This is a genomic window from Pseudarthrobacter sp. CCNWLW217 (assembly GCF_037203985.1).
In the GTDB taxonomy this organism is placed as follows: domain Bacteria; phylum Actinomycetota; class Actinomycetes; order Actinomycetales; family Micrococcaceae; genus Arthrobacter.
In genome coordinates, this window is sequence record NZ_JBBCBT010000014.1 from 53421 (window position 1) to 73602 (window position 20182).

Annotated in this window: 18 protein-coding genes; 4 read left to right on the top strand and 14 right to left on the bottom strand. The window is 64.5% G+C overall.

Annotation, left to right across the window (positions count from 1 at the left end; genetic code table 11):
* Positions 1–70: 70 nt before the first annotated feature.
* The 6 genes from nrdE to V9L18_RS16110 all read right to left on the bottom strand — a co-directional run bounded on the left by nrdE (position 71) and on the right by V9L18_RS16110 (position 7048).
* The gene (nrdE, locus tag V9L18_RS16085; protein WP_337348224.1) at positions 71–2191 is read right to left on the bottom strand and encodes a class 1b ribonucleoside-diphosphate reductase subunit alpha; all 2121 of its coding nucleotides are present in this window, start codon (positions 2189–2191) and stop codon (positions 71–73) included.
* 62 nt (positions 2192–2253) lie between these two features.
* Positions 2254–2658 (bottom strand): class Ib ribonucleoside-diphosphate reductase assembly flavoprotein NrdI, encoded by a 405-nt coding sequence (gene nrdI, locus V9L18_RS16090; protein WP_337348225.1) that lies wholly within the window; start codon positions 2656–2658, stop codon positions 2254–2256.
* A gap of 198 nt (positions 2659–2856) precedes the next feature.
* On the bottom strand, positions 2857–3102 hold the full coding sequence (gene nrdH / locus V9L18_RS16095) for a glutaredoxin-like protein NrdH (RefSeq protein WP_337348171.1): 246 nt from the start codon (positions 3100–3102) through the stop codon (positions 2857–2859).
* A 474-nt stretch (positions 3103–3576) separates the two neighbouring features.
* Entirely contained in the window at positions 3577–4950 is a 1374-nt protein-coding gene (locus tag V9L18_RS16100; protein ID WP_337348172.1) for a class I SAM-dependent methyltransferase, read from the bottom strand.
* Positions 4947–5678 (bottom strand): DUF1365 domain-containing protein, encoded by a 732-nt coding sequence (locus V9L18_RS16105; protein WP_337348173.1) that lies wholly within the window; start codon positions 5676–5678, stop codon positions 4947–4949. Before V9L18_RS16105 ends, V9L18_RS16100 begins: the two co-directional genes overlap by 4 nt.
* Positions 5675–7048, bottom strand: a complete 1374-nt coding sequence (locus V9L18_RS16110) for an NAD(P)/FAD-dependent oxidoreductase (protein ID WP_337348174.1) — start codon at positions 7046–7048, stop codon at positions 5675–5677. Before V9L18_RS16110 ends, V9L18_RS16105 begins: the two co-directional genes overlap by 4 nt.
* 124 nt (positions 7049–7172) lie before the next feature.
* Here V9L18_RS16110 and V9L18_RS16115 point away from each other — a divergent pair, with 124 nt between their 5' ends.
* Positions 7173–8090, top strand: a complete 918-nt coding sequence (locus V9L18_RS16115; protein WP_337348175.1) for a LysR family transcriptional regulator — start codon at positions 7173–7175, stop codon at positions 8088–8090.
* 44 nt (positions 8091–8134) lie between these two features.
* Positions 8135–8641, top strand: coding sequence for a DUF2004 domain-containing protein (locus tag V9L18_RS16120; protein ID WP_337348176.1), 507 nt, complete (start codon positions 8135–8137; stop codon positions 8639–8641).
* Between the two features lie 87 nt (positions 8642–8728).
* Here V9L18_RS16120 and metE read toward each other — a convergent pair whose 3' ends face one another.
* From metE to V9L18_RS16160, 8 genes are all read right to left on the bottom strand, one after another.
* On the bottom strand, positions 8729–11062 hold the full coding sequence (gene metE, locus V9L18_RS16125) for a 5-methyltetrahydropteroyltriglutamate--homocysteine S-methyltransferase (protein WP_337348177.1): 2334 nt from the start codon (positions 11060–11062) through the stop codon (positions 8729–8731).
* A 56-nt stretch (positions 11063–11118) separates the two neighbouring features.
* On the bottom strand, positions 11119–12084 hold the full coding sequence (locus V9L18_RS16130; protein WP_337348178.1) for a methylenetetrahydrofolate reductase: 966 nt from the start codon (positions 12082–12084) through the stop codon (positions 11119–11121).
* A gap of 332 nt (positions 12085–12416) precedes the next feature.
* Positions 12417–13172: a hypothetical protein gene (locus V9L18_RS16135; protein WP_337348179.1), complete on the bottom strand. Its 756-nt coding sequence runs from the start codon at positions 13170–13172 to the stop codon at positions 12417–12419.
* Positions 13169–14284 carry a VWA domain-containing protein gene (locus V9L18_RS16140; RefSeq protein WP_337348180.1) on the bottom strand — a complete coding sequence of 372 codons (1116 nt, stop codon included), beginning with the start codon at positions 14282–14284 and terminating at the stop codon, positions 13169–13171. Before V9L18_RS16140 ends, V9L18_RS16135 begins: the two co-directional genes overlap by 4 nt.
* Complete coding sequence (locus V9L18_RS16145; protein WP_337348181.1) at positions 14281–15300, bottom strand: vWA domain-containing protein; 1020 nt, start codon at positions 15298–15300, stop codon at positions 14281–14283. Before V9L18_RS16145 ends, V9L18_RS16140 begins: the two co-directional genes overlap by 4 nt.
* Positions 15291–15761: a hypothetical protein gene (locus tag V9L18_RS16150; RefSeq protein WP_337348182.1), complete on the bottom strand. Its 471-nt coding sequence runs from the start codon at positions 15759–15761 to the stop codon at positions 15291–15293. The genes V9L18_RS16145 and V9L18_RS16150 overlap by 10 nt, the downstream gene beginning before the upstream one ends.
* A complete protein-coding gene (locus tag V9L18_RS16155; protein ID WP_337348183.1) occupies positions 15751–16632 on the bottom strand; it encodes a DUF58 domain-containing protein in 882 nt (293 codons plus the stop codon). Before V9L18_RS16155 ends, V9L18_RS16150 begins: the two co-directional genes overlap by 11 nt.
* Positions 16633–16639: 7 nt before the next feature.
* Positions 16640–17647, bottom strand: coding sequence for an AAA family ATPase (locus V9L18_RS16160; protein ID WP_337348184.1), 1008 nt, complete (start codon positions 17645–17647; stop codon positions 16640–16642).
* A 140-nt stretch (positions 17648–17787) separates the two neighbouring features.
* Between V9L18_RS16160 and V9L18_RS16165 the strand changes: the two genes are divergently transcribed.
* Entirely contained in the window at positions 17788–17991 is a 204-nt protein-coding gene (locus tag V9L18_RS16165) for a hypothetical protein (RefSeq protein WP_066294296.1), read from the top strand.
* A gap of 191 nt (positions 17992–18182) precedes the next feature.
* Complete coding sequence (locus V9L18_RS16170) at positions 18183–20165, top strand: PKD domain-containing protein (RefSeq protein WP_337348185.1); 1983 nt, start codon at positions 18183–18185, stop codon at positions 20163–20165.
* The last annotated feature ends 17 nt before the right edge of the window (positions 20166–20182 follow it).

Here is a 20182-nt window from a genome sequence, read left to right on the forward strand (position 1 = left end):
TTTGAAGTTAAGCGTACGACGGCGGGCGGGCGCCCGCCGTCGTACTGTCACAATTTAGTTGAACCTACAACTACAGCATGCAGGAAACGCAACCCTCAACCTCAGTTCCCTCCAGCGCGAGCTGGCGGAGACGGATGTAGTAGATGGTCTTGATGCCCTTTTTCCAGGCGTAGATCTGGGCCCGGTTGATGTCGCGCGTGGTGGCGGTGTCCTTGAAGAACAGCGTCAGGGACAGGCCCTGGTCCACGTGCTGCGTGGCAGCGGCGTAGGTGTCGATGACCTTCTCGTAACCGATTTCATACGCGTCCTGGTAGTACTCCAGGTTGTCGTTGGTCAGGTACGGCGCCGGGTAGTACACGCGGCCCAGCTTGCCTTCCTTGCGGATCTCGATCTTGGACGCCACCGGGTGGATCGAGGAGGTGGAGTTGTTGATGTAGGAGATCGAGCCCGTCGGCGGCACAGCCTGCAGGTTCTGGTTGTAGATGCCGTGCTCCATAACCGAAGCCTTCAGCTCGCGCCAGTCATCCTGCGTGGGAATGTGGATGTTCTTGAACAGCTCCGCAACCTTCTCAGTCTGCGGCACCCATTCCTGCTCGGTGTACTTGTCGAAGAACTCCCCCGAGGCGTACTTGGACTTCTCGAAACCGCCGAAGGCCTGCCCGGTCTGGATGGCCAGCTTGTTCGAGGCGCGGACTGCGTGAAACACCACCGAGTAGAAGTAGATGTTGGTGAAGTCCAGGCCCTCTTCGGAACCGTAGTGGACCCGCTCGCGGGCCAGGTAGCCGTGCAGGTTCATCTGGCCGAGGCCAATGGCGTGGCTCTGGTCGTTGCCGCGGGCGATGGACGGCACCGAGGTGATGTTGGACATGTCGGACACTGCCGACAGCGAGCGGATGGCCGTCTCGATGGTCAGGCCGAAGTCCGGGCTGTCCATGGTCTTCGCAATGTTCAGCGAGCCCAGGTTGCAGGAGATGTCCTTGCCGGTCTGGTCGTAGGACAGGTCATCGTGGTACGTGGTGGGCTGGGAGACCTGGAGGATCTCGGAGCACAGGTTGGACATGATGATCTTGCCGTCGATCGGGTTGGCCCGGTTCACGGTGTCCTCGAACATGATGTACGGGTAGCCGGATTCGAACTGGATCTCGGCGAGGGTCTGGAAGAACTCGCGCGCCTTGATCTTGGTCTTCTTGATCCTGGAATCGTCCACCATCTCGTAGTACTTCTCGGTGACCGAGACGTCGGAGAACGGCATGCCGTAGACGCGTTCGACGTCGTACGGCGAGAACAGGTACATGTCCTCGTCCTTCTTGGCCAGCTCGAAGGTGATGTCCGGGATGACAACGCCCAGCGAGAGGGTCTTGATGCGGATTTTCTCGTCCGCGTTCTCGCGCTTGGTGTCCAGGAAGCGGTAGATGTCAGGGTGGTGCGCGTGCAGGTACACGGCGCCGGCACCCTGACGGGCACCGAGCTGGTTGGCGTAGGAGAAGCTGTCCTCGAGGAGCTTCATCACGGGGATGACACCGGAGGACTGGTTCTCGATCTGCTTGATCGGGGCGCCGACTTCGCGGATGTTGGTCAGCGCGAACGCCACTCCTCCGCCGCGCTTGGACAGCTGCAGCGCGGAATTGATGGACCGGCCGATCGACTCCATGTTGTCTTCGATGCGGAGCAGGAAGCAGGAGACCAGCTCGCCGCGCTGGCGCTTGCCGGCGTTCAGGAACGTGGGAGTGGCCGGCTGGAAGCGGCCTTCGATGATCTCGTCCACCATCTGCAGGGCCAACTGCTCGTCGCCCCGCGCCAGGTGCAGGGCCACCATGCAGACGCGGTCCTCGTAGCGCTCAAGGAAGCGCTTGCCGTCGAACGTCTTCAGCGTGTAGGACGTGTAGAACTTGAACGCGCCCAGGAAGGTCTCGAAGCGGAACTTCTTCTTGTACGCGCGGTTGAAGAGCTCGCGGATGAAGTTCATCGTGTACTGGTCGAGGGTTTCGCGCTCGTAGTACTGGTTCTTCACCAGGTAGTCGAGCTTCTCTTCCAGGTCGTGGAAGAACACGGTGTTGTTGTTCACGTGCTGCAGGAAGTACTGATGCGCGGCTTCGCGGTCGGCCTCGAACTGGATCTCTCCGTTGGGGCCGTACAGGTTCAGCATGGCGTTGAGCTCGTGATAGCCCAGACCCTTGTAGGCGGCCGGCATCTCGGGCTTTTCGACGGCGGCACTCCGCTTTTCAGCGGCGGTGCCCTGGCCTTCGGCCCTGGTTACTTCTGTATCTGCAACAGTCGTGTCCAAAACGTGTCCAATCCATTGTTGACGCGGGCAACGTCGTCTGGCGTGCCCATAAGTTCGAAGCGGTAAAGCGTGGGAACTTTGCATTTGGCGGCGATGATGTCCGCAGCCATGCAGTAGTTGTCCCCGAAGTTTGTGTTGCCTGCACCGATGACGCCGCGGATCAGTTTCCTGTTCTGCGGGTTGTTCAGAAAGCGGATGACCTGTTTGGGCACCGATCCTTCTCCCCCGGTGCCGCCATAGGTCGGCACCACCAAAACAAAAGGCCTGGTGGCGAGAAGGGGTGCGTCTTTCGGGTAAAGCGGGATCCTGCCCGATTCACGGCCAAGCTTCGCAACGAAGCGGCTGGTGTTCTCGGAGGTGGAGGAAAAATAGATGAGCTGGCTCTGCGTTGTGACAGGATCCGGCGAAAACGCCTGGTCCTTGCCGGCACCATCCCGTCCGGCGCGCTGAGCCGCGTCAACGGGATGGTCGGTTTCACCAGTTGCTGTGAAGGAAGCCCCGGCTGTTGCCAGTGCCACGGGAGTCACCTCAGCTGCATCGAAGGTTGCCTGACGGCAGGAAAAAGTAAGGCCCTAGGCCACGGAGGAAACGGCAGAGAGTGCCAGTTCCTCGATCTTGTCCGGGCGGAAGCCTGACCAGTGGTCCTGGTCCGTGACCACAACAGGAGCCTGCATGTAGCCCAGCGCCTTCAGGCGATCGAGCGCCTCGGCATCCTGGGAGATGTCCACGCTCTGGTAGGCGATGCCCTTCTTATCCAGTGCGCGGTACGTTGCGTTGCACTGAACACAAGCCGGCTTTGTGTAAACCGTAACGGTCATGGTCCCTGTCCCCTTTGTCGAAATATCGCTCTTCTTAGGCGGGCCGTTCCGAACTGGAATCCATGTCCGTTACTGCCGCCTGCATTGCCGCTTCCGCAGCCCGTCTACAGTTTGATGTCCTGCGCTGGTGTCCCGCTCAAGCTGTATGTAGATACTACATGTAGTGCAGACGGCTCTTCGGAACCCCAAGATGATGTATTACAAGTATGTCATTTAATGCACTTTTAATCCACAGGCAGGACCCCGCAAAATGTCCGGAAATCCGCTGATTTCAGGGACGAAATCCACACCCTGTGGAGTACTTAGCCACATTTAAGCCCCAGCGTGTCGTTCCGTGGACGGCGTGTCGCGCCTTGTGCCGGGGGCACGACATGTTGTGTTGGACACGCCAAAAGGGGCCCCGAAGCGACCTCCGGAACCCCTCAAGGTGATCAATCCCACGGACAAGCAAGGCCATCCGCGTGATCGTGGTAACTAGAGCTGCGCCTCCCGGCGGTCCAGCACAATCTGCTGGACGTCCAGGTAGCCAGACTGGAACCCCGCCCGCGAGTAGCAGAGGTAGAACAGCCACATCCGTTGGAAAACCGTGTCGAAGCCGAGCCCGGCCACTTCCTGCGAACGGGCCATGAAGCGTTCCTCCCACAGCCGCAGGGTGGCCGCGTAGTGGTCCCCCATGCCCATGCGCTCCCGGACCCGCAGGGTGGTGTGCTGCTGCGTCACGCCCTCGATGGCCCGCACCGAGGGAAGGAAGCCGCCGGGGAAGATGTACTTATGGACCCACGTGTAGGCGTTGCGGGTAGCCAGCATGCGCCCGTGCGGCATGGTGATGGCCTGGATGGCCACCTTGCCGCCGGGGGCCAGGACGCGGTCAATCGTCTGGAAGTAGATGGGCCAGTATTCGTACCCGACGGCTTCGATCATCTCAACCGATACGACGGCGTCGAACTCGCCTTCCACGGCCCGGTAGTCCTGCAGCCCCACTGTCACCCGGTCCTCGTAGCCGGCAGCGGCGATCCGCTCCTGGGCCAGGGCCTGCTGCTCACTGGAAAGGGTGACGCTGTACACGGTGGCGCCGCGCGCCGCTGCCCGCAGTGCCAGCTCGCCCCAGCCTGTGCCGATCTCCAGCACACGCGTCCCTTCCCGCACTCCCGCCTTGTCCAACAGCCTGTCGATCTTGGCCTGCTGTGCTTCGGCCAGCGAATCCCACGGCACGGACGTCAATGCTCCGGCATCCGCCGGGAACAGCGCCGACGAATAGCTCATGGTGGCGTCCAGGAATTTTGAGAACAGTTCGTTGGAGAGGTCGTAGTGCCGGGAGATGTTGCTACGGGTGTTCTGCTCGTCGTTGCGCTCCTGCCGCGGCGTCCGGGGCAGGTAGAGGGTGCGCAGCTTTTGCAGCGGAGTCGGGATCAGCGTGTCCACGGACGCCGCGAAGACTTCCAGCACGCCGGCGAGGTCCGACGCCTCCCAGTCCCCGGCCATAAACGACTCCCCCAGCCCGATCAGGCCGTTGTCCCCGATGCGGGCCTCAAACGCCTCCGGCCTGACCATCGTCATAACCGGCGCGGCGGGACCGCCGGTCCCAAGGACTGAACCGTCCGGATAGGCCACACGCAGGGGCAGGCGGCGGGCGGCACCCCTGAACAGCAGGCCCGCGGCCTTGCCCGCCACTAATGCTTTAGTGCCCGACGGCGCGTGGGCCACTCCGGGCCAGACGTCCGGATCGATAGTGGCCGGGGCTGCCGGTACCCGGGCAATGTTCCAATCAGTCACCCGGGAATGGGTTGCGGGCTTGGGGTTGGAAACCTTCGCGGCTGCAGCGGTTCCGTTCTCATCGGTCATTGTCATTGAACTGCCTCCTGTGAGGGGTGATGTGGTCTTTTGACGACGGGCAGGCGTTTTGCCCAGAGCTTCACGCCCTGGATCCTGATCAGGGCGGAGACCAGCAGCGGCGCCGCCGGAACCGCCAGTGCCGCTGCAAGGATGTTCCTCGTGGTGGCGGGGCGCCTTTCACCGTCCATGGTGGCGATGAACGGCCGGTGTCCTTCGCGCTCCAGCACGATCGCTACAGCCAGCCGCTCATCCGGTGCAGGCAGCTTCATCCGGTACTGCCCGTCAACGTCGTTGAACGGTGAAACATAGAAGGCCTTGGGCACGCTGGCCCGGCCGGAGGAGTCGGTCTCCAGGAGGTAGCAGTGCCGTTCGCCGTAAGTGTTGTGCACTTCTGCGATGACGCACTGCAGGTCCCCGGACTGCCGAAAGCACCAAAAGAGCGTGAGCGGATTGAAGACGTACCCCAAGACCCTGGCGCTGGTCAGCATCCGGATGTTCCCGCCGTCGGGCTCAATCCCCCGGGTCCGCAGGAACCGCTCAACATTGGCGCGGATGGTTGCCGACGGGTCGCCCAGGTGGTCGCCGGCCCGGAAGACGGCCAGCGGCTGCAGCAGCCGCGGCAGCCGAGGGATCCGATCGACGTCAACGAACCAGCTGTAGCTGCGGTACGTGAAGGCGTTCTTCAGCGGGGTTTGACGCACATGGGATATGGAGGTGCGGTAGATGGCTGCCGCTTGACTCATGCGCCCTCCAAAGCCAGCAGTCCTGGCTCCCCCGCCGTCCCGGGCGCAGTCCAGGTCCGGCCCAGCATGGCAGCGGCCCGGACGCCGGACAGGGCACCGTCCTCGTGGAAACCCCAGCCCAGGTAGGCTCCGGCAAAAGCGATGCGGTTGTTGCTGAGTGCCCTGATCCGCTGCTGGGCCTTCAGGGAGTCGGGCGTGTACTGCGGGTGTTCGTAGACCATCCGTTCGAGCACCTGGTCATCGGCAATGAGTTCGGACTCCCCCAGGCTGACCAGGTAGGGCCGGCCGTCCGCGGGCTCAAGCCGCTGCAGCCGGGTGAGGTCGTAGCTGACAAGGACCTTGTCGGGGCGGGCGTCGCAGCCGGGGAGCCGGTAGTTCCAGGACGCCTTGGCATTGTCGGCCCCGGGAAGGACCGCCGGGTCGCGGTGGAAGACAGTGTGGTTGACGGAATAGGGCATCCCGCCGAGGGCTTCCTTCTCCTCCGGAGTGGCGTCCGCGAGGAAGCCGAGTGCTTGGGACGGATGAGTGGCTATAACCACGGCGTCAAAGTTGTCCACGCCGTTCCCGGTGGTAACTTCCACGCCGTCGTTATGCCGGCGGACGGATGTTACCGCCGTTCCGAGCCGGATGTCCGGCAGTGTCGCGGCGAGCTTCTCCACGTACCTCGCTGAGCCGCCCGTCACGGTGCGCCACTGGGGCGAGCCCTTGACGCCCAGCATGCCGTGGTGCGCCAGGAAGGTAAACAGATACCGGGCCGGGTAGGACAGCGCTGTGGTGGGGTCGCAGGACCAGACGGCGCTGACCACAGGAGTCATGAAATGCGAGATGAAGTAGGGGCTGAAACGCTCCCGCTGCAAAAACTGGCCAAGAGTCAGCTCCGGCGTGGCGGCGTCGGGGAGAACGGGCGACTCCGGCTCTGCCTGGATGAGTGACCGGGCCCGGCGGTAGAAGCGCATGACCTCCACCAGCATCCGGAGGTAGCGTCCATGCAGCAGGCTGGACGGGCGGGCAATAATCCCCTTGGCTCCGTCGCGTGCCCCGGCGTACTCCAGGCCGCAACCGTCGCAGCGGATGGACATGCTCATTTCGGAATCCTGGGTTTCCACGCCCAGCTCGGCGAACAGCCTCAGCAGCGTAGGGTAGGTCCGCTCGTTATGGACGATGAAGCCGGTATCAATCCCCAGGGCTTGGCCATCCTGCTGAGGCACACTGTGCGTGTGGGCATGGCCACCCAACCGCGTGTCCGCTTCGAAGAGGGTCACGTTGTCGTGCCGGTTAAGGACGTAGGCCGCCGTCAGGCCGGCCACGCCGCTGCCGATGACCGCTATGCGTCTGCCCGCGCCGCCACTTCGGGTGGGGATCAGTGACAATTTTTGCTCCTCTGCTGAACATTGCCGTTGGGTAGTCAAGGGCAGTTCGGAACGGTGAGAGGGCCGGATGGGTAAAAATGCCGGCTTCTTTTTCGCGGGCAACCCGGCAGAGTAGTGTGGGCGGGTGGTTAATCCCGTACATCTGAAGACACTGCTCGAAGTGACGCGGCTCGGCTCATTTGCGGCAGCAGCAGCCCGGCTCGGGTACACGGCGTCGGCGGTTTCACAGCAGATGTCCGCCCTCGAACGGGACACGGGGGTAGTCCTCTTCCAGCGCTCGGCGCGCAGCGTGGTCCCCACGGAGGCAGCCGAGGTGATGACCCGGCACGCCGCCAAGGTCCTCACGGACATCGAGGCGCTGATGGCCGCCGCTTCAAGGACCCAGGACAGCGCCAGCCAGGAGCTCAGGCTGGGAATTTTTCCCAGCCTGGCTACCTACGTCCTCCCCCGGATCCTGCAGAATCCGGCCTGGAAGAACCTGGGGATCGACCTCAGGGTCTCAGTGGCGGAGCCGTCCCAGACCATCCAGGGACTGCGGACCGGCGGGGATCTTGATGTGGCGCTGGTCTTCCAGGTGGGCCAGTCCGGGCTCGCGTGGCCGCACACCATCAACAGGCAGTGGATCGGTGACGACAACTTCCGCGTGGTGCTGCCCGCCGGCTGGGGTTTCCGTTCCGATGCCAAGGTCGCCGCGGACCATCTGTCCGAGATGCCGTGGATCATGCACCACCCCGGCACTCCCGACGCGGTGGTGATCGAGCGGCTCTTCGCAAGCTGCAACCTGCATCCGCGGGTGGTGGCCCATAGCGACGACTTCCATGCCAGCCTGGAGATGGCGGCGGCGGGACTGGGCGCCGCCCTGGTGCCGGAACTGGCGCTGCGGCACCGGCCGGCCGGGGTGGTGGTGCTGGACGTTCCGGAGATCCGGCTGGCCCGCAACGTTTTCGCGCTCCTGATCAATGAGAAGAAAACCGCCCGCGTGCAGCTGTTCGTGGACCTGTTGGCCGAAACATTCGCAGGCCTGGGGACAACAGGCAATTAGGCCGAATGCTGGAACGGACCGCTTTTCGGGTCTATGTTGAAGATATGAACAGGGTAGCGAGCCAGCACTTTGGAGAAATCGAGCTCAACCACGGCGAGGATCACAACATTGCCGCTAAACATGAGCTCGGCGGAACCACACTGGAACTCGACCTGAACATCAACGCGCACGACCACTTTGACGAAGCAGCCATGCACAAGGTGGACTATCGGCTCCGCTACCTTCCCGAGCTCGTTGACGAGGTCCGCGACATGATCGCCGAAGAGCTGGAGCAGGAGGGCACCAGCCCCCAGGAGTACCTGCGCTTCCACTGCAACGCCCTTAAGGACGAGCACCTGAAGAAAGTCTTCGGCGTCGAAGACCGCAGCCAGCTCACCAACGCTGTGTTCCTCAAGGCCCTGAAGCTCGGCCATGTCGGCATCTATCCGGGGCAGCCGGAGCGCTATTTCGTCCTCGATTTCACGCTCGGCTCGCACTTCACCGACGAGGTCCTGGTGGTGTCAGCCGACGAGGACGGCGTGGTTGACGACGAAATCCTCTGGGAATCCTGAACAAAACCACTGCATAAAGCCCGACGGCGGCCGGTCACTTAGGTGACCGGCCGCCGCTTTTATATGGGTGCTTTAGTTACTTGGCTGCTACTGCTGTGCTGCCTGCAGCAGTTCGGCGCGGACCGTCTTGGTGGCCTTGACCAGGTTGCGCAGGGACTCTTCGGTCTCGGCGTAGCCGCGGGTCTTCAGGCCGCAGTCCGGGTTGACCCAGAGCTGGCGGGACGGGACGTGCTTGACGGCGGTGCTGAGCAGTTCGGTGACTTCCTCCTCGCCGGGAACGCGCGGCGAGTGGATGTCGTAGACGCCCGGGCCCACGCCGCGGCCGAAGCCGTGGGACTCGAGGTCGTGGACAACCTCCATGCGTGAACGGGCGGCCTCGATGGAGGTCACATCAGCGTCCAGTCCGTCGATGGCGTCGATGATGGCGCCGAATTCGGAGTAGCACAGGTGGGTGTGGATCTGGGTGGCGTCAGCAGCACCGGCGGTGGACAGGCGGAACGAGTTCACGGACCAGTCAAGGTATGCTGCGTGGTCTGCCTTGCGCAGCGGGAGGAGTTCGCGGAGGGCCGGCTCGTCCACCTGGATGACCTTGATGCCGGCCGCTTCAAGGTCAGCGATCTCGTCGCGAAGCGCCAGGCCAACCTGGTTGGCCGTCTCGCCGAGCGGCTGGTCGTCGCGAACGAAGGACCAGGCCAGGATGGTGACCGGACCGGTGAGCATGCCCTTCATCGGCTTGCTGGTCAGGGACTGTGCGTACTCGGCCCAGGCAACCGTGATGGGGGCGCTGCGGGTGACGTCGCCCCAGAGGATGGACGGACGGGTGCAGCGGGAGCCATAGGACTGGACCCAGCCGTGGACCGTGACGTCAAATCCTTCGAGGTTCTCGGCGAAGTACTGGACCATGTCGTTGCGCTCGGGCTCGCCGTGTACCAGGACGTCGTAGCCGAGCTCTTCCTGCAGCTCCACAACGCGCTTGATCTCGTCCTTCATGAGCTGCTCGTACTGCTCGTTGGTGAGGTCACCCTTGTTGTTGCGGGCGCGGGCCGAGCGGATTTCGGAGGTCTGCGGGAACGAGCCGATGGTGGTGGTGGGCAGCGGCGGAAGGTGCAGGGCCTCTTCCTGGGCGGCTTCGCGGACCGAGTACTCGGAGCGGTTGAAGTCTGCGGCAGTCAGCGCTTCGGTGCGGGCGCGGACGTCGTCGCGACGGACTCCTTCAGCGGTTGCACGGGAAGCGATCACGGCGGAAGCTTCGTCGATGGCGGCCTTGGCCGAAGCGGGCTCGGCGAGGTAGGCGGCGAGAGTCTTGACTTCCACGGCCTTCTGGTCGGAGAACGCAAGCCAGCTGCGCAGCTGCTCGGACAGCTGGGTTTCCTCAGCGACGTCGTGCGGGACGTGCTGGGTGGACGTGGAGGTGCTGACGGCAAGCTTGCCGGCTGCGACCTTCAGCTCGTCCAGCTTGGCAGCGGACGAGGCGAGGTCGTTGCGCCAGATGTTGTGGCCGTCAACCACACCGGCAACCAGGGTCTTGTCGCCGAGGCCGGCGAGGGCTGCTGCGGACGGAACTGCGCCCTTGAAGATGTCAATGTGCAGAGCATCAATGTTGGTCGCGGCAAGGGTGCCGAGCTGCCCATCAAGCGAGCCGTACGGCGTGGAGACGAGGATCTGCGGACGCTTGGCAGCCGCGGTGAGTACCTCGTAAGCCCGGGCGACGGCGGCCTGGATCTCCTCGGCAGAGGTGTCCTGGTCGACCACCAGTGCAGGCTCGTCGAGCTGGATCCAGCTGGCGCCCGCTTCGGCGAGCTTTTCGAGCAGCTGGACGTAGACGGGCAGGATGTCCTCGAGGCGGGACAGCGGCGCGAAACCGGCCGGTGCGTCGTCTGATGCCTTGGACAGCAGGAGGTACGTGACCGGGCCAACGATGTACGGGCGGGTCTCGATGCCGTTGGCAAGGGCGAAAGCGAACTCTTCAACCTTGGCGGTGGACGCGAGGGTGAACTCGGTCTCCGGGCCGATCTCCGGAACCAGGTAGTGGTAGTTGGTGTCGAACCACTTGGTCATTTCCAGCGGCTGCTGTTCCTTGTTGCCGCGGGCCAGGGTGAAGTAGCCGTCGATGTCCAGCTGTCCCTCAGCGTTGAGGAGCTTGCCGAAGCGGGCCGGGACCGCACCGAGGTGTGCCGTGGTGTCCAGGACCTGGTCGTAGAAGGAGAACGTGCCGGGCACGGCGGCAGCCTCGGTCAGGCCGAGTTCCTGCAGGCGCTTGGCGATGGTGAGCTGGATGTCCTTGGCGGCGGCGTCGAGGGCAGCGGCGTCGATTTTGCCGGCCCAGTACGCTTCGACAGCCTTCTTCAGTTCGCGGCGGCGGCCGATGCGCGGGTAGCCGAGGAGCGAGGCAGCGGGAAACGGAGTGTTAATTTCAGTCATGGAAGACTCCTTGGAGTGGTGAGACGGTTCGGAAGGTCTTGGCAGATATCTGGGGATCAGCTGGCCAGCTGGCGCCGGGCAACGGCGCTGCGGCGGCTGGCTGAGCGTGAGTGGCGCGGAAGAGCCAGTTTGTCCAGCACCTCAAGCGCGCTCTGGTGTTCGTTGAAGGTGTAGAGGTGGATGCCCGGTGCACCGGCCTGGAGGGCCGCATTGGCCAGGTCCACCGTCGCCCGGACGCCGATCCGGAGCCGTTCGGCGTCGGTGTCGGCTGCGGCGAGGCGTTCCATGAGCTCGGGGGACGGCTCAACGCCGGTCAGTTCACCAAGCCGTGTGACGCGGCGGAGGCTGGTGAGGGGCATAACGCCCGGAATGATCGGGATGGTGACGCCGGCCCGCCGGGCCCGGGTGACAAGTTCCGCGTACTGCCCCGCGTGGAAGAAGACCTGGGTGATGGCAAAGTCTGCCCCGGACCGCTGCTTGGCGAGCAGCACCTCAACGTCGTGTTCCTCGCTGGGCGACTCTGGATGCCGCGTGGGATAAGCGGCGACGCCGACAGCGATCTTGCCCGCGCACAGCAAGGCCGAACGCCGCTGCTCCACACGCCTGATCAGTTCAATCAGATCCTGCGCGTAGGTCAACGATCCCTCGGCGGGCTTCCCGCCGTCCTTGGGCATGTCGCCGCGGAGGGCGAGGATGCCGCGCACGCCGGTGTCCAGCAGTTCGCCGATGATCTCAGCCAGTTCCAGCGGCGTGTTGCCGACGCAGGTCAGGTGGGCCAGGGGCCGCAGCGTGGTTTCCTGGACCAGCCGGTGGATGAGTTCGAGGGCGGTGTCCCGGTTGGAGCCGCTGGCACCGTAGGTGACGGCGACGTAGTCCGGGTCGGTGGTCTCAAGCTCACGGATGGTGTTCCACAGCGATTCGGCGGCAGCCGGGGACCGGGGCGGGAAGAGCTCATAGGAAAGCGCCACCGGGGCGGTATCTGAGAGTTTGGGATGGGTGTCGATAAGGCTTGGTGGTGACATTTGCGTCCTTGGCTTTGGGCCATTGGCGGCAATATACGTCGACGTTGCGACTGTATTGCCGTCAATGAATTGAGTTTGGGGAACACGGAAGGAACTCCACTAGGACGCAGCCGCGACTGTTACGCCTGGAATGAAGTTGTCCGTGAGCAAATGTCAGGCCCACATGGGGGCACCCACACCCTCCGTAACGGAGGATCGCTGACACGTTACCTCGGTAACTTGTATAGAACTCTAGGAGTCCTTCCGGAAGCGTTCAAGTTGGCCGCCGAATTAAGACGCAGCTTTACGCCGTATTTCACGGTGCCACAGAATTTTGTTCGCCACTGTGGCGGCTACCAGGGCTTGTCCGGTCCTGCGCCGTAATCGCCGTCCCTGAGGTACTCGTCGCGCTCCTGGCCGTTGTTGCGTTCCAGCTGGGAGTTCCGGGCGCTGTCTTTAAGCTCCTCGAGCTGGGTTTGCTGCCCAGGATCGGGCTCTGCCGGAGCCTGCGGTTTTTCGCCTTCGGACTGCTCCCCCGCACCCTCCCCGGCCTTGGCGTCCTCGGATTTTTGCCGGAGCCGGGCTTCTGCCTGGTCCAGCTTCTCCCCCGCGGCCGGGGCGGCCGACTGGTCGGAGGCCGCCAGGCAGCCGTCAGGTGCGGCGTCCACGACGGCCAGCGCTTCGGCGAAAAGCTGCCCTGCCGCCGTCGGGTCCTTGGCAGCCAGCCGGGCATCACCAAGCTGTTCGATGCTGAGTACCAGGTTGACGCGGATGACGCAGTCATCATTTGGCCCGGTGAGCGCCAGGGCCTCCTCAAAACGCTTCCGTGCTGCCTCGAAGTCCCCGGCCAGGGCCCGGGCGTCCCCCTCGGCGAAAGGTGCCTTGTGCGGTTCGATGACATTGACGGTGCCCAACCCCGCCGCCGCGGAGCCCACCGCGTCGGCATCACGGTGTTCAAATCCCGTGGCCGCCTGGCCCGCGAGAACGCCGAGGCTAAGCAGCTTAACTGACAGGCAAAGGACCAGGAGCACGGGCAAACCGGACCAGAGAAGAAGGAGCCTCCGGCGCCTGAGCAAGGTGGCCGCCGTCGAAGAATGATCCGGGTTCACTTAGATGCCCCCTGCACAGGTTGGCGGTCACGGCTGGACGGCGAAGTTTGTGACGGCCCGGGCTGGCTTGGCGGCCCTGTGTGACCCAACTTCCTGTGCTGACTCAACGGCCGGAGTTCACGCAACTGCCGCAGCACCAGGACCGTTTCCCGGAGGGCCAGCAGGAACGCCCCGGCCGCCAGGATCCAATACAGTTCCATCCGCCCTTCAAGGCTGTTGTCCCCTTCCCCGCGTTGCAGGGCGCCGGGATTGGCGTCCTGCAGCATGGGCGCGGCAGCGTCACCTGCCGAACGGTGCACATAGGGAACCCCGAGGTCGGCTGCGATCTTCCGGAGCTGGCCCTCGTCCAGCATGGAGAGGGCGTCCCGGCCGGTCCTGCCGCTTCGGTCGCGGATGTAGCCCGCGTCGTCGGGGCCTGGCCCGGTGTTTTCCTTCATCCGTCCGCCCTCGGCTGTCCCGTAGCCCAGCACGGCTCCCCCGCTGACCAGCCCCGTGTCCACGCTCATCGGTGCTGGGGGTTTTCCGCTGGTCTGTTCCCCGTCACCGAGATAGAAAACAATTCGCGGCCGTTCGGGATGGCTGTCGCGGGCAGCCCGGAGCCGCTCGTCCAGCAGTTTCGCCGCCACGGTGACGCTGCTTCCTTTGGAATAGGCCGCGACCTGCGGTTCCAGCACGGTGACGAGGGTGTCCAGTGCGGACGTGTCAGTGGTCAGCGGCATCCGGACGGCAGCGTTGGTGTCAAAGGTGATCAGCGAAAAGCGCGCACCGGCCAGGCGTTCGGCAATGGCTCTGATGTCCGCACGGACTCCCTCCAGCCGTGGCAGGGAATCTCCGTAGTCCTCGGCGGCGATGCTGCTGGTGGTGTCGACAACAAAGAAGACGTTGATGTCCGCCGTCGCCGCCTCCGCGCTTCCGCCCGGGATGCCCGGCCGAAGCGCCGCCCCCACAACGAGCAGCACGAGTATCCCGCGGAGCACCCCGTCGCGGCCTGAGCCCGGCCCCCGGCGGGGGTTCCGCCGTCGGACACTGATGACCTGCCAACCCAGGAACAGCACGACGGCGGCGGTCAGTGGCAGCATCACCCATGCTGGCAGAACCGGAAGCAGCGTCATGGCCTGAGCCGCCAGGACGCGCCGGCCAGGACCAGGCCGGAGAGGAGTGCGAGCGCCAGGGGCAGGTCCGGACGGTCCGAGACCACGGCACGGGGCGCACCCTGGATGGCGGCTGCTTCTGTTGCCTGGACGTCCCGGACGATGCCTGCCACGGCCTCCGGGCTTTCCAGCGCGTAATAGGCTCCGCCGGTGGTTTCGGCCGTGGCCCTGAGCAAGGCACCCGGCTGTTTGGAGTCAGTACCGTAGTCGAAGTCGCCGGGGTTCAGGGCGTAGACGCGGATGTCCCGTTCCTTGGCGAGCGCACCCGCCTGTTCCAGCGTGAAGATCGGATCGCCGGAAAGAAAGTTGTCGGTCGCCAGCACCACTGACCGCGAGCGCGGAGGCGTCTTGGCTCCAGGCGTATTGCCCTGGGGCGTGGCGTCGGTAGCCGGGAAGCTCTCCACACAGCTGGCCAGTCCGTCGCCGATCAGGGACGAGCCGCGCCCATTCCAGGTGCCGTCCAGGAAGCCTGAGCTCCCGGCTTCACCGTTGAAGGCGTCCTTCGCCATTGTCAGTTGCTCCTGCACATAGCTGTAGTCATCGGTCAGGGGAAAGACCTGGACCGCGCTGCTGTCGAAGATCGTGAGCCCAATCCGTTCACCGTCGAAGTCGGCGGCGAGTTCGGTGAAGACCTCCACCACTTCGGCGTCGGCGCTGCTCATGGATCCGGACGCGTCCAGGCACAGGATGATGTCCCGGTTGTGTTGCTCGGGCCGGATGGTGGTCAAGTTTACGGGCCGGGCCGTGGCGATGGCAGCCGATACCACCAGGGTCAGGGCGGCGAGCGCCGCGACCGCAAGCCAGCGCCGGTACAGCCGGAGGGCGCGCTGGTACTCGGGCAGCGCGGTGAGGCGGTCCGCGTGGGCAACGGGCCGCCGTCGGGCGTTGTCCCGGGAGTCCTTGCGGAACACCAGCCAGGCGGCACCGGCTGACGCGGCCACTGCTATGGGAAGGAGCCACCAGAACATCAGTTCCATGAGCGCACCGCCTGGCGGGCCGTCTCGGCTGACCGGGCCAGCGGCGGCAGCGGTTCCGCGCCGAACTCGCCGGGGTAGAGCCGGCCAACGGCTGTGGCCGCTGCGGGCAGGGGATGGCTGTCCAGCTCCGCCAGGGTCATCCTGGGGGCATCAACGCCCGTGACGTCGCGGGTAAACTTCCGGACCAGGAGGCTGAGTTCCTGATGGGACGCCCGGGACGTCAGCCGTCCGGCTGCTGCCTCGGCTTCCACGGCATCGATCCTCTGCAGGTACGCTTCCTTGAGGCTGTGGATGTCCGACGGCGGCGTGAACCGCGGCGCTGCCGCCGGCACCGGGCGTTCACGGGTGCTCAGGTAGACAAAGAAGTACCAGCCCACGACGAGGACCAGCAACCCGATGCCCGCCCACAGCCAGAGCGGGCTGTACTGGAGCGGTGCGTAGAACCCGCCGTTATCCCGCACGCCGGTGCCGTTCCAGCAAGGCAAACAGTTCAGTCATGACTTCCTGGCTGTTGGCCACGTGGCCCTCAGAAATCCCGACGCTGCGCAGCATGGCATGCCGGCCGGCGTCCCGTCCCGCTGTGGCCGTTGCGTATGCGGCAGCTACGCCGGATGACTCGGCGATCCGGCTGGGCAGCGGCGAAGCGTCCGCGACACTGAACGCACCTTCCGCCGGCCCGGCGCCGGCAAGGTCGGCGTCGCGGATGGTGAGCCACAGGATCTCGTGCTGCGCCCGCAGCCGGCGGAGCACCTGCTCCAGGCCGGGGTCTGCGGCCAGCTCGTCTGCGACGACGAACAGCAGGTTCCGTCCCTTGACGGTGCGCGCCACATGGCGCAGTTGCTCTTCGAGCCGGCTGGGTCCGCTGTCCAGGCTGACCCGGGCGTGGACCTCCTGCAGCAGCCGTTCCAGGTGGGCTTCCCCAGCCTTGGCCGGAATGGTGCGGGAACCAAAGGCATCGCCACAGACCAGTCCCACCACGTCGCCGTGCCTGTGTGCCAGGTAAGCCATGACGCCAAGGGCCATCACGGCGATGTCCTTCTTGGGTTCGCCGTCGCGGGATCCGGCCGCCATGTTCCGGCCGGTATCGGCAATCAGCATAAGGGTCTGACGCCGTACGGCCACATAGCGCTTGATCAGCGGGGAGCCGTGGCGGGCGGAGGCCTTCCAGTCGATGTCCCGGACCTCATCCCCCGGAACATACGCCCGGAGGTCGTCGAAGTCCAGGCTGCGGCCCCGGAATACTGAACCGTACTCGCCGTCAAGGATGCCGCGGGCTTTCCGGTGGGCGAAGATGGACATCTTCGACTTCACGCGCGTAAGCAGGCTGGTCACCTGGGGCTCAGGGTATCTGGACGGATGCCACGATGGCATCGACTACGGTCTCGACCGGTACTTCCTCCGCCACTGCTTCGAAGCCCAGAATCAGGCGGTGCCGCAGCACCCGGTGCGCGAGGGATTTGACGTCCTCCGGGATGACGTGGTCGCGGCCGTTGATGAGGGCCACTGCCCGCGCCGCCTGGCTGAACGCGATGCTGGCGCGGGGGCTGGCGCCGAATTCGATGAAGCCTGCCAGCCGCCGGTCGATGTACTGCCCGGCATTACGCGTCACGAACACCAAGCCCACGATGTAGTTAATAATGGCCGGATCAATATAGATGCGCTTCACCAGTTCCTGGACCCCCACCACGGCAGCCAGGGACGCAGCCGCCGCCGGAATCTGCTCCGGCGTGTAGACCCCTGCGTCGATGCGCCGGATGATCTCTGCTTCCTCTGCCGGTGAGGGGTAGTCCAGCACGTCCTTGAGCATAAAGCGGTCCATCTGGGCTTCGGGCAGCTGATAGGTGCCCTCCTGCTCGATCGGATTTTGCGTCGCGAGCACCAGGAACGGCGACGGAAGCTTGTACTCCTGTCCCCCGATGGACGTCTGCCGCTCCTGCATGGCTTCCAGCATGGCGCTCTGTGTCTTGGCGCTGGAGCGGTTGATCTCATCGAGGAGGACGATGTTGGCGTGGACGGGCCCCAACTGGGTAATGAAGGTTCCCTTGGCGGCGTCGTAGATCTGAGTGCCGACGATGTCACTGGGCAACAGGTCCGGGGTGCATTGGATCCGGCGGAACTCGGCGCTCACGGACTCCGCTACCGTCTGCGCCGCCGTGGTCTTGGCCAGGCCCGGCACGCTCTCCAGCAGGATGTGCCCGCCGGTCATCAGGCCTATCAGGAGCGATTCACGCAGCCGGGACTGCCCTACGACCTTCGCGTCGAAGCTTCGGGAGATGTTCGCCACGACTTGCTGCGCGCGGGCCAGTTCCGCCGGTTCTATTCTCGCGGATGTACTGGTCTGAAGCACTGGATTCCCCCTGGTTGGCCGGGGCGGCAGGCCGTTGCCTGCCGACTGCACCCCGCCCGCCATACTATCCAAGCCACCAGTGGCAACCCGTGCAATGGGGACCCCTCCCCATCCGTGGCCCTCAGGTCTATTCTGTTGCAATGAGCGAGCTTCCAGCCAGTTACAAGCAGTTCCTCGCCGACAAGAGCGAGAGCTTCATCCTTGCCGTCAAGCCTGTCCTGCAGCAGTCCGCTGCCGACCAACTGCACGGGGTCCGGGTCACCTACAACGTGGGTCCCACCGGCCATCAGGCCCACCTCGACGACAGCATTCCTTTTGGAGTGGTGGTCGAGGATATCGACTGAGTGCCATGCACCGGAAGCCAGCGGCTTCCGGAGCCTATGCAGCGTTCCTGCCCGGCACTACTATTTGGCATATACGCCACGTGTGGTCTCACGCCCGTTGTCCGGTACCCGCGGACTGAAACGGGCGTCTCAGCCCAGCTCGGGCCTTGGCACCGGACTTGCGCCGGAACTCCGAGTAGTAGGAGTCCGCTATGGGCAATGGCAGATTTGCAGCCGTCGCAGTGGCCAGCGCCGCTTTGATCCTGGGATCGCTTCCGGGGCTGAGCGTGTGGCAGACAGCATCGCCTGAGCTGCAGGCGGCGCCCGTCGTCGTCGACGGAGAACCTTCGGCGCTGGCGGCAGTGATCCCGGCAGTTCCCGGACAGCTGCACGTGACCACGGCGGGTGACTATTCCTCGAGTGCGGCCGCTTCGGGTGTCCTGGCAAGGATCGGTGCCATCGCGCCCGACCTCCATTTTGCCCTCGGTGACCTGTCGTACGGGGCCACGGGCGCGGAACAGGCCTGGTGCGATCTTGTGACGTCGAATGCAGGTGCGGGGTTTCCGTTCGAACTGGTGTCAGGAAACCACGAAAGCAATGGCCAGAACGGAAACATCAACGACTTTGCCGCTTGCCTGCCAAATCAATTGCCGGGCGTGATCGGCACCTACGGCCGCCAGTACTACGTGGACGTCCCTCAGCAGGACCCCGTAGCCAGGTTCATCATGATATCCCCGGGTATTCCCTTCTCCGATGGAACCTGGAACTACTCGGCCGGCAGCACACGCTACAACTGGACGTCAGCAGCCATCGATGGCGCCAGGGCCGCCTCCATCCCCTGGGTCGTTGTCGGAATGCACACGCCGTGCCTGTCCGTGGGGATATACAGTTGCGTAGCCGGGGCCGACATCACCAACCTGATGGTGACTAAAAAGGTGGATCTGGTGATGAACGGCCACGAGCACCTGTATCAGCGCAGTAAGCAACTTGCCACCGGGACCGGCTGCACCGGGCTCGTCCCGGGTACCTATGACGCTGACTGTGTGCGGGACGCCGACAACGCACTTTCCAAAGGCACAGGAACCGTCTTCACGACGGTGGGCACCGGCGGAGTGGCGTTGAGGGATGTCAACGCCGCGGATCCTGAGGCTCCCTATTTCGCTGCCTATTCGGGGCTCAACGCCAGCCCAACCCACGGGTTGCTGGACCTGCAGTTCACTGAGGCCTCACTCACGGGACGTTTTGTAGCCACAGCAGGCAGCTTCCAGGATGATTTCAGCATCGTTCCCGGCACTGGAAACGCTTCACCCGTAGCTTCCTTCACCAGCAGCTGCACGGCGCTGCAGTGCAGTTTTGACGGCTCCGCATCCTCGGATCCGGATGGATCCATAACGTCGCATGCGTGGGACCTCGGTGATGGAACCACCGCCAGCTCTGCCACGGCTTCACGGACCTATGCCGCAGCCGGGACGTACACTGTCACGCTCACCGTGACTGACAACGCCGGTGCCACGGCCTCCACCGCCACGCAGGTGACCGTCGGGGCCACGCCCCTGTTGGCTTCGGACGCGTTCGGCAGGACAGTCACCAACGGGCTTGGTTCCGCAGACGTCGGCGGTCCATGGACGACGACAGGCAGTTCCTCTGCGTACTCCGTGTCCGGCGGAACGGGCAGGATTCGCATCTCTGCGCCCGCCGTGGGGAACAACGCGTACCTTGGCTCGGTCTCGTCAGCTGCCACGGACCTGTCCCTGTCCTTCGCAACGGACAAGCCCGCGACAGGCAACGGACTCTATGTCTCTGTTATTGGGCGGCGGGTTTCCGGCAGCGGCGAATATCGGGCGAAAGTGAGCCTTACGTCAACGGGCAGCGTCAACCTCACGCTAGTGCGTACTGCGGCCAACGGGGCCGAAACAACCATCGCCAGCGGCGCGGCAATCCCAGGACTGAACTACGCTGTTGGCGATCGGCTGGGAATCCGGCTGCAGGTCAGCGGCACAAACCCCACCACTGTCCGTGCACGCGTCTGGGAGCTCGGCACAGCAGAGCCGACCACGTGGCAGCGCAGTGTTACTGACTCGACGGCAGCTCTGCAGGTATCGGGCAGCCTCGGGATCATGACGTACCTCTCCGGCTCAGCGACGAACGCACCGGTAACGGTGCTGCTGGACGACGTCCGGGCAGCCGCGCCCTAGCCCCGGTTGGCATCGAT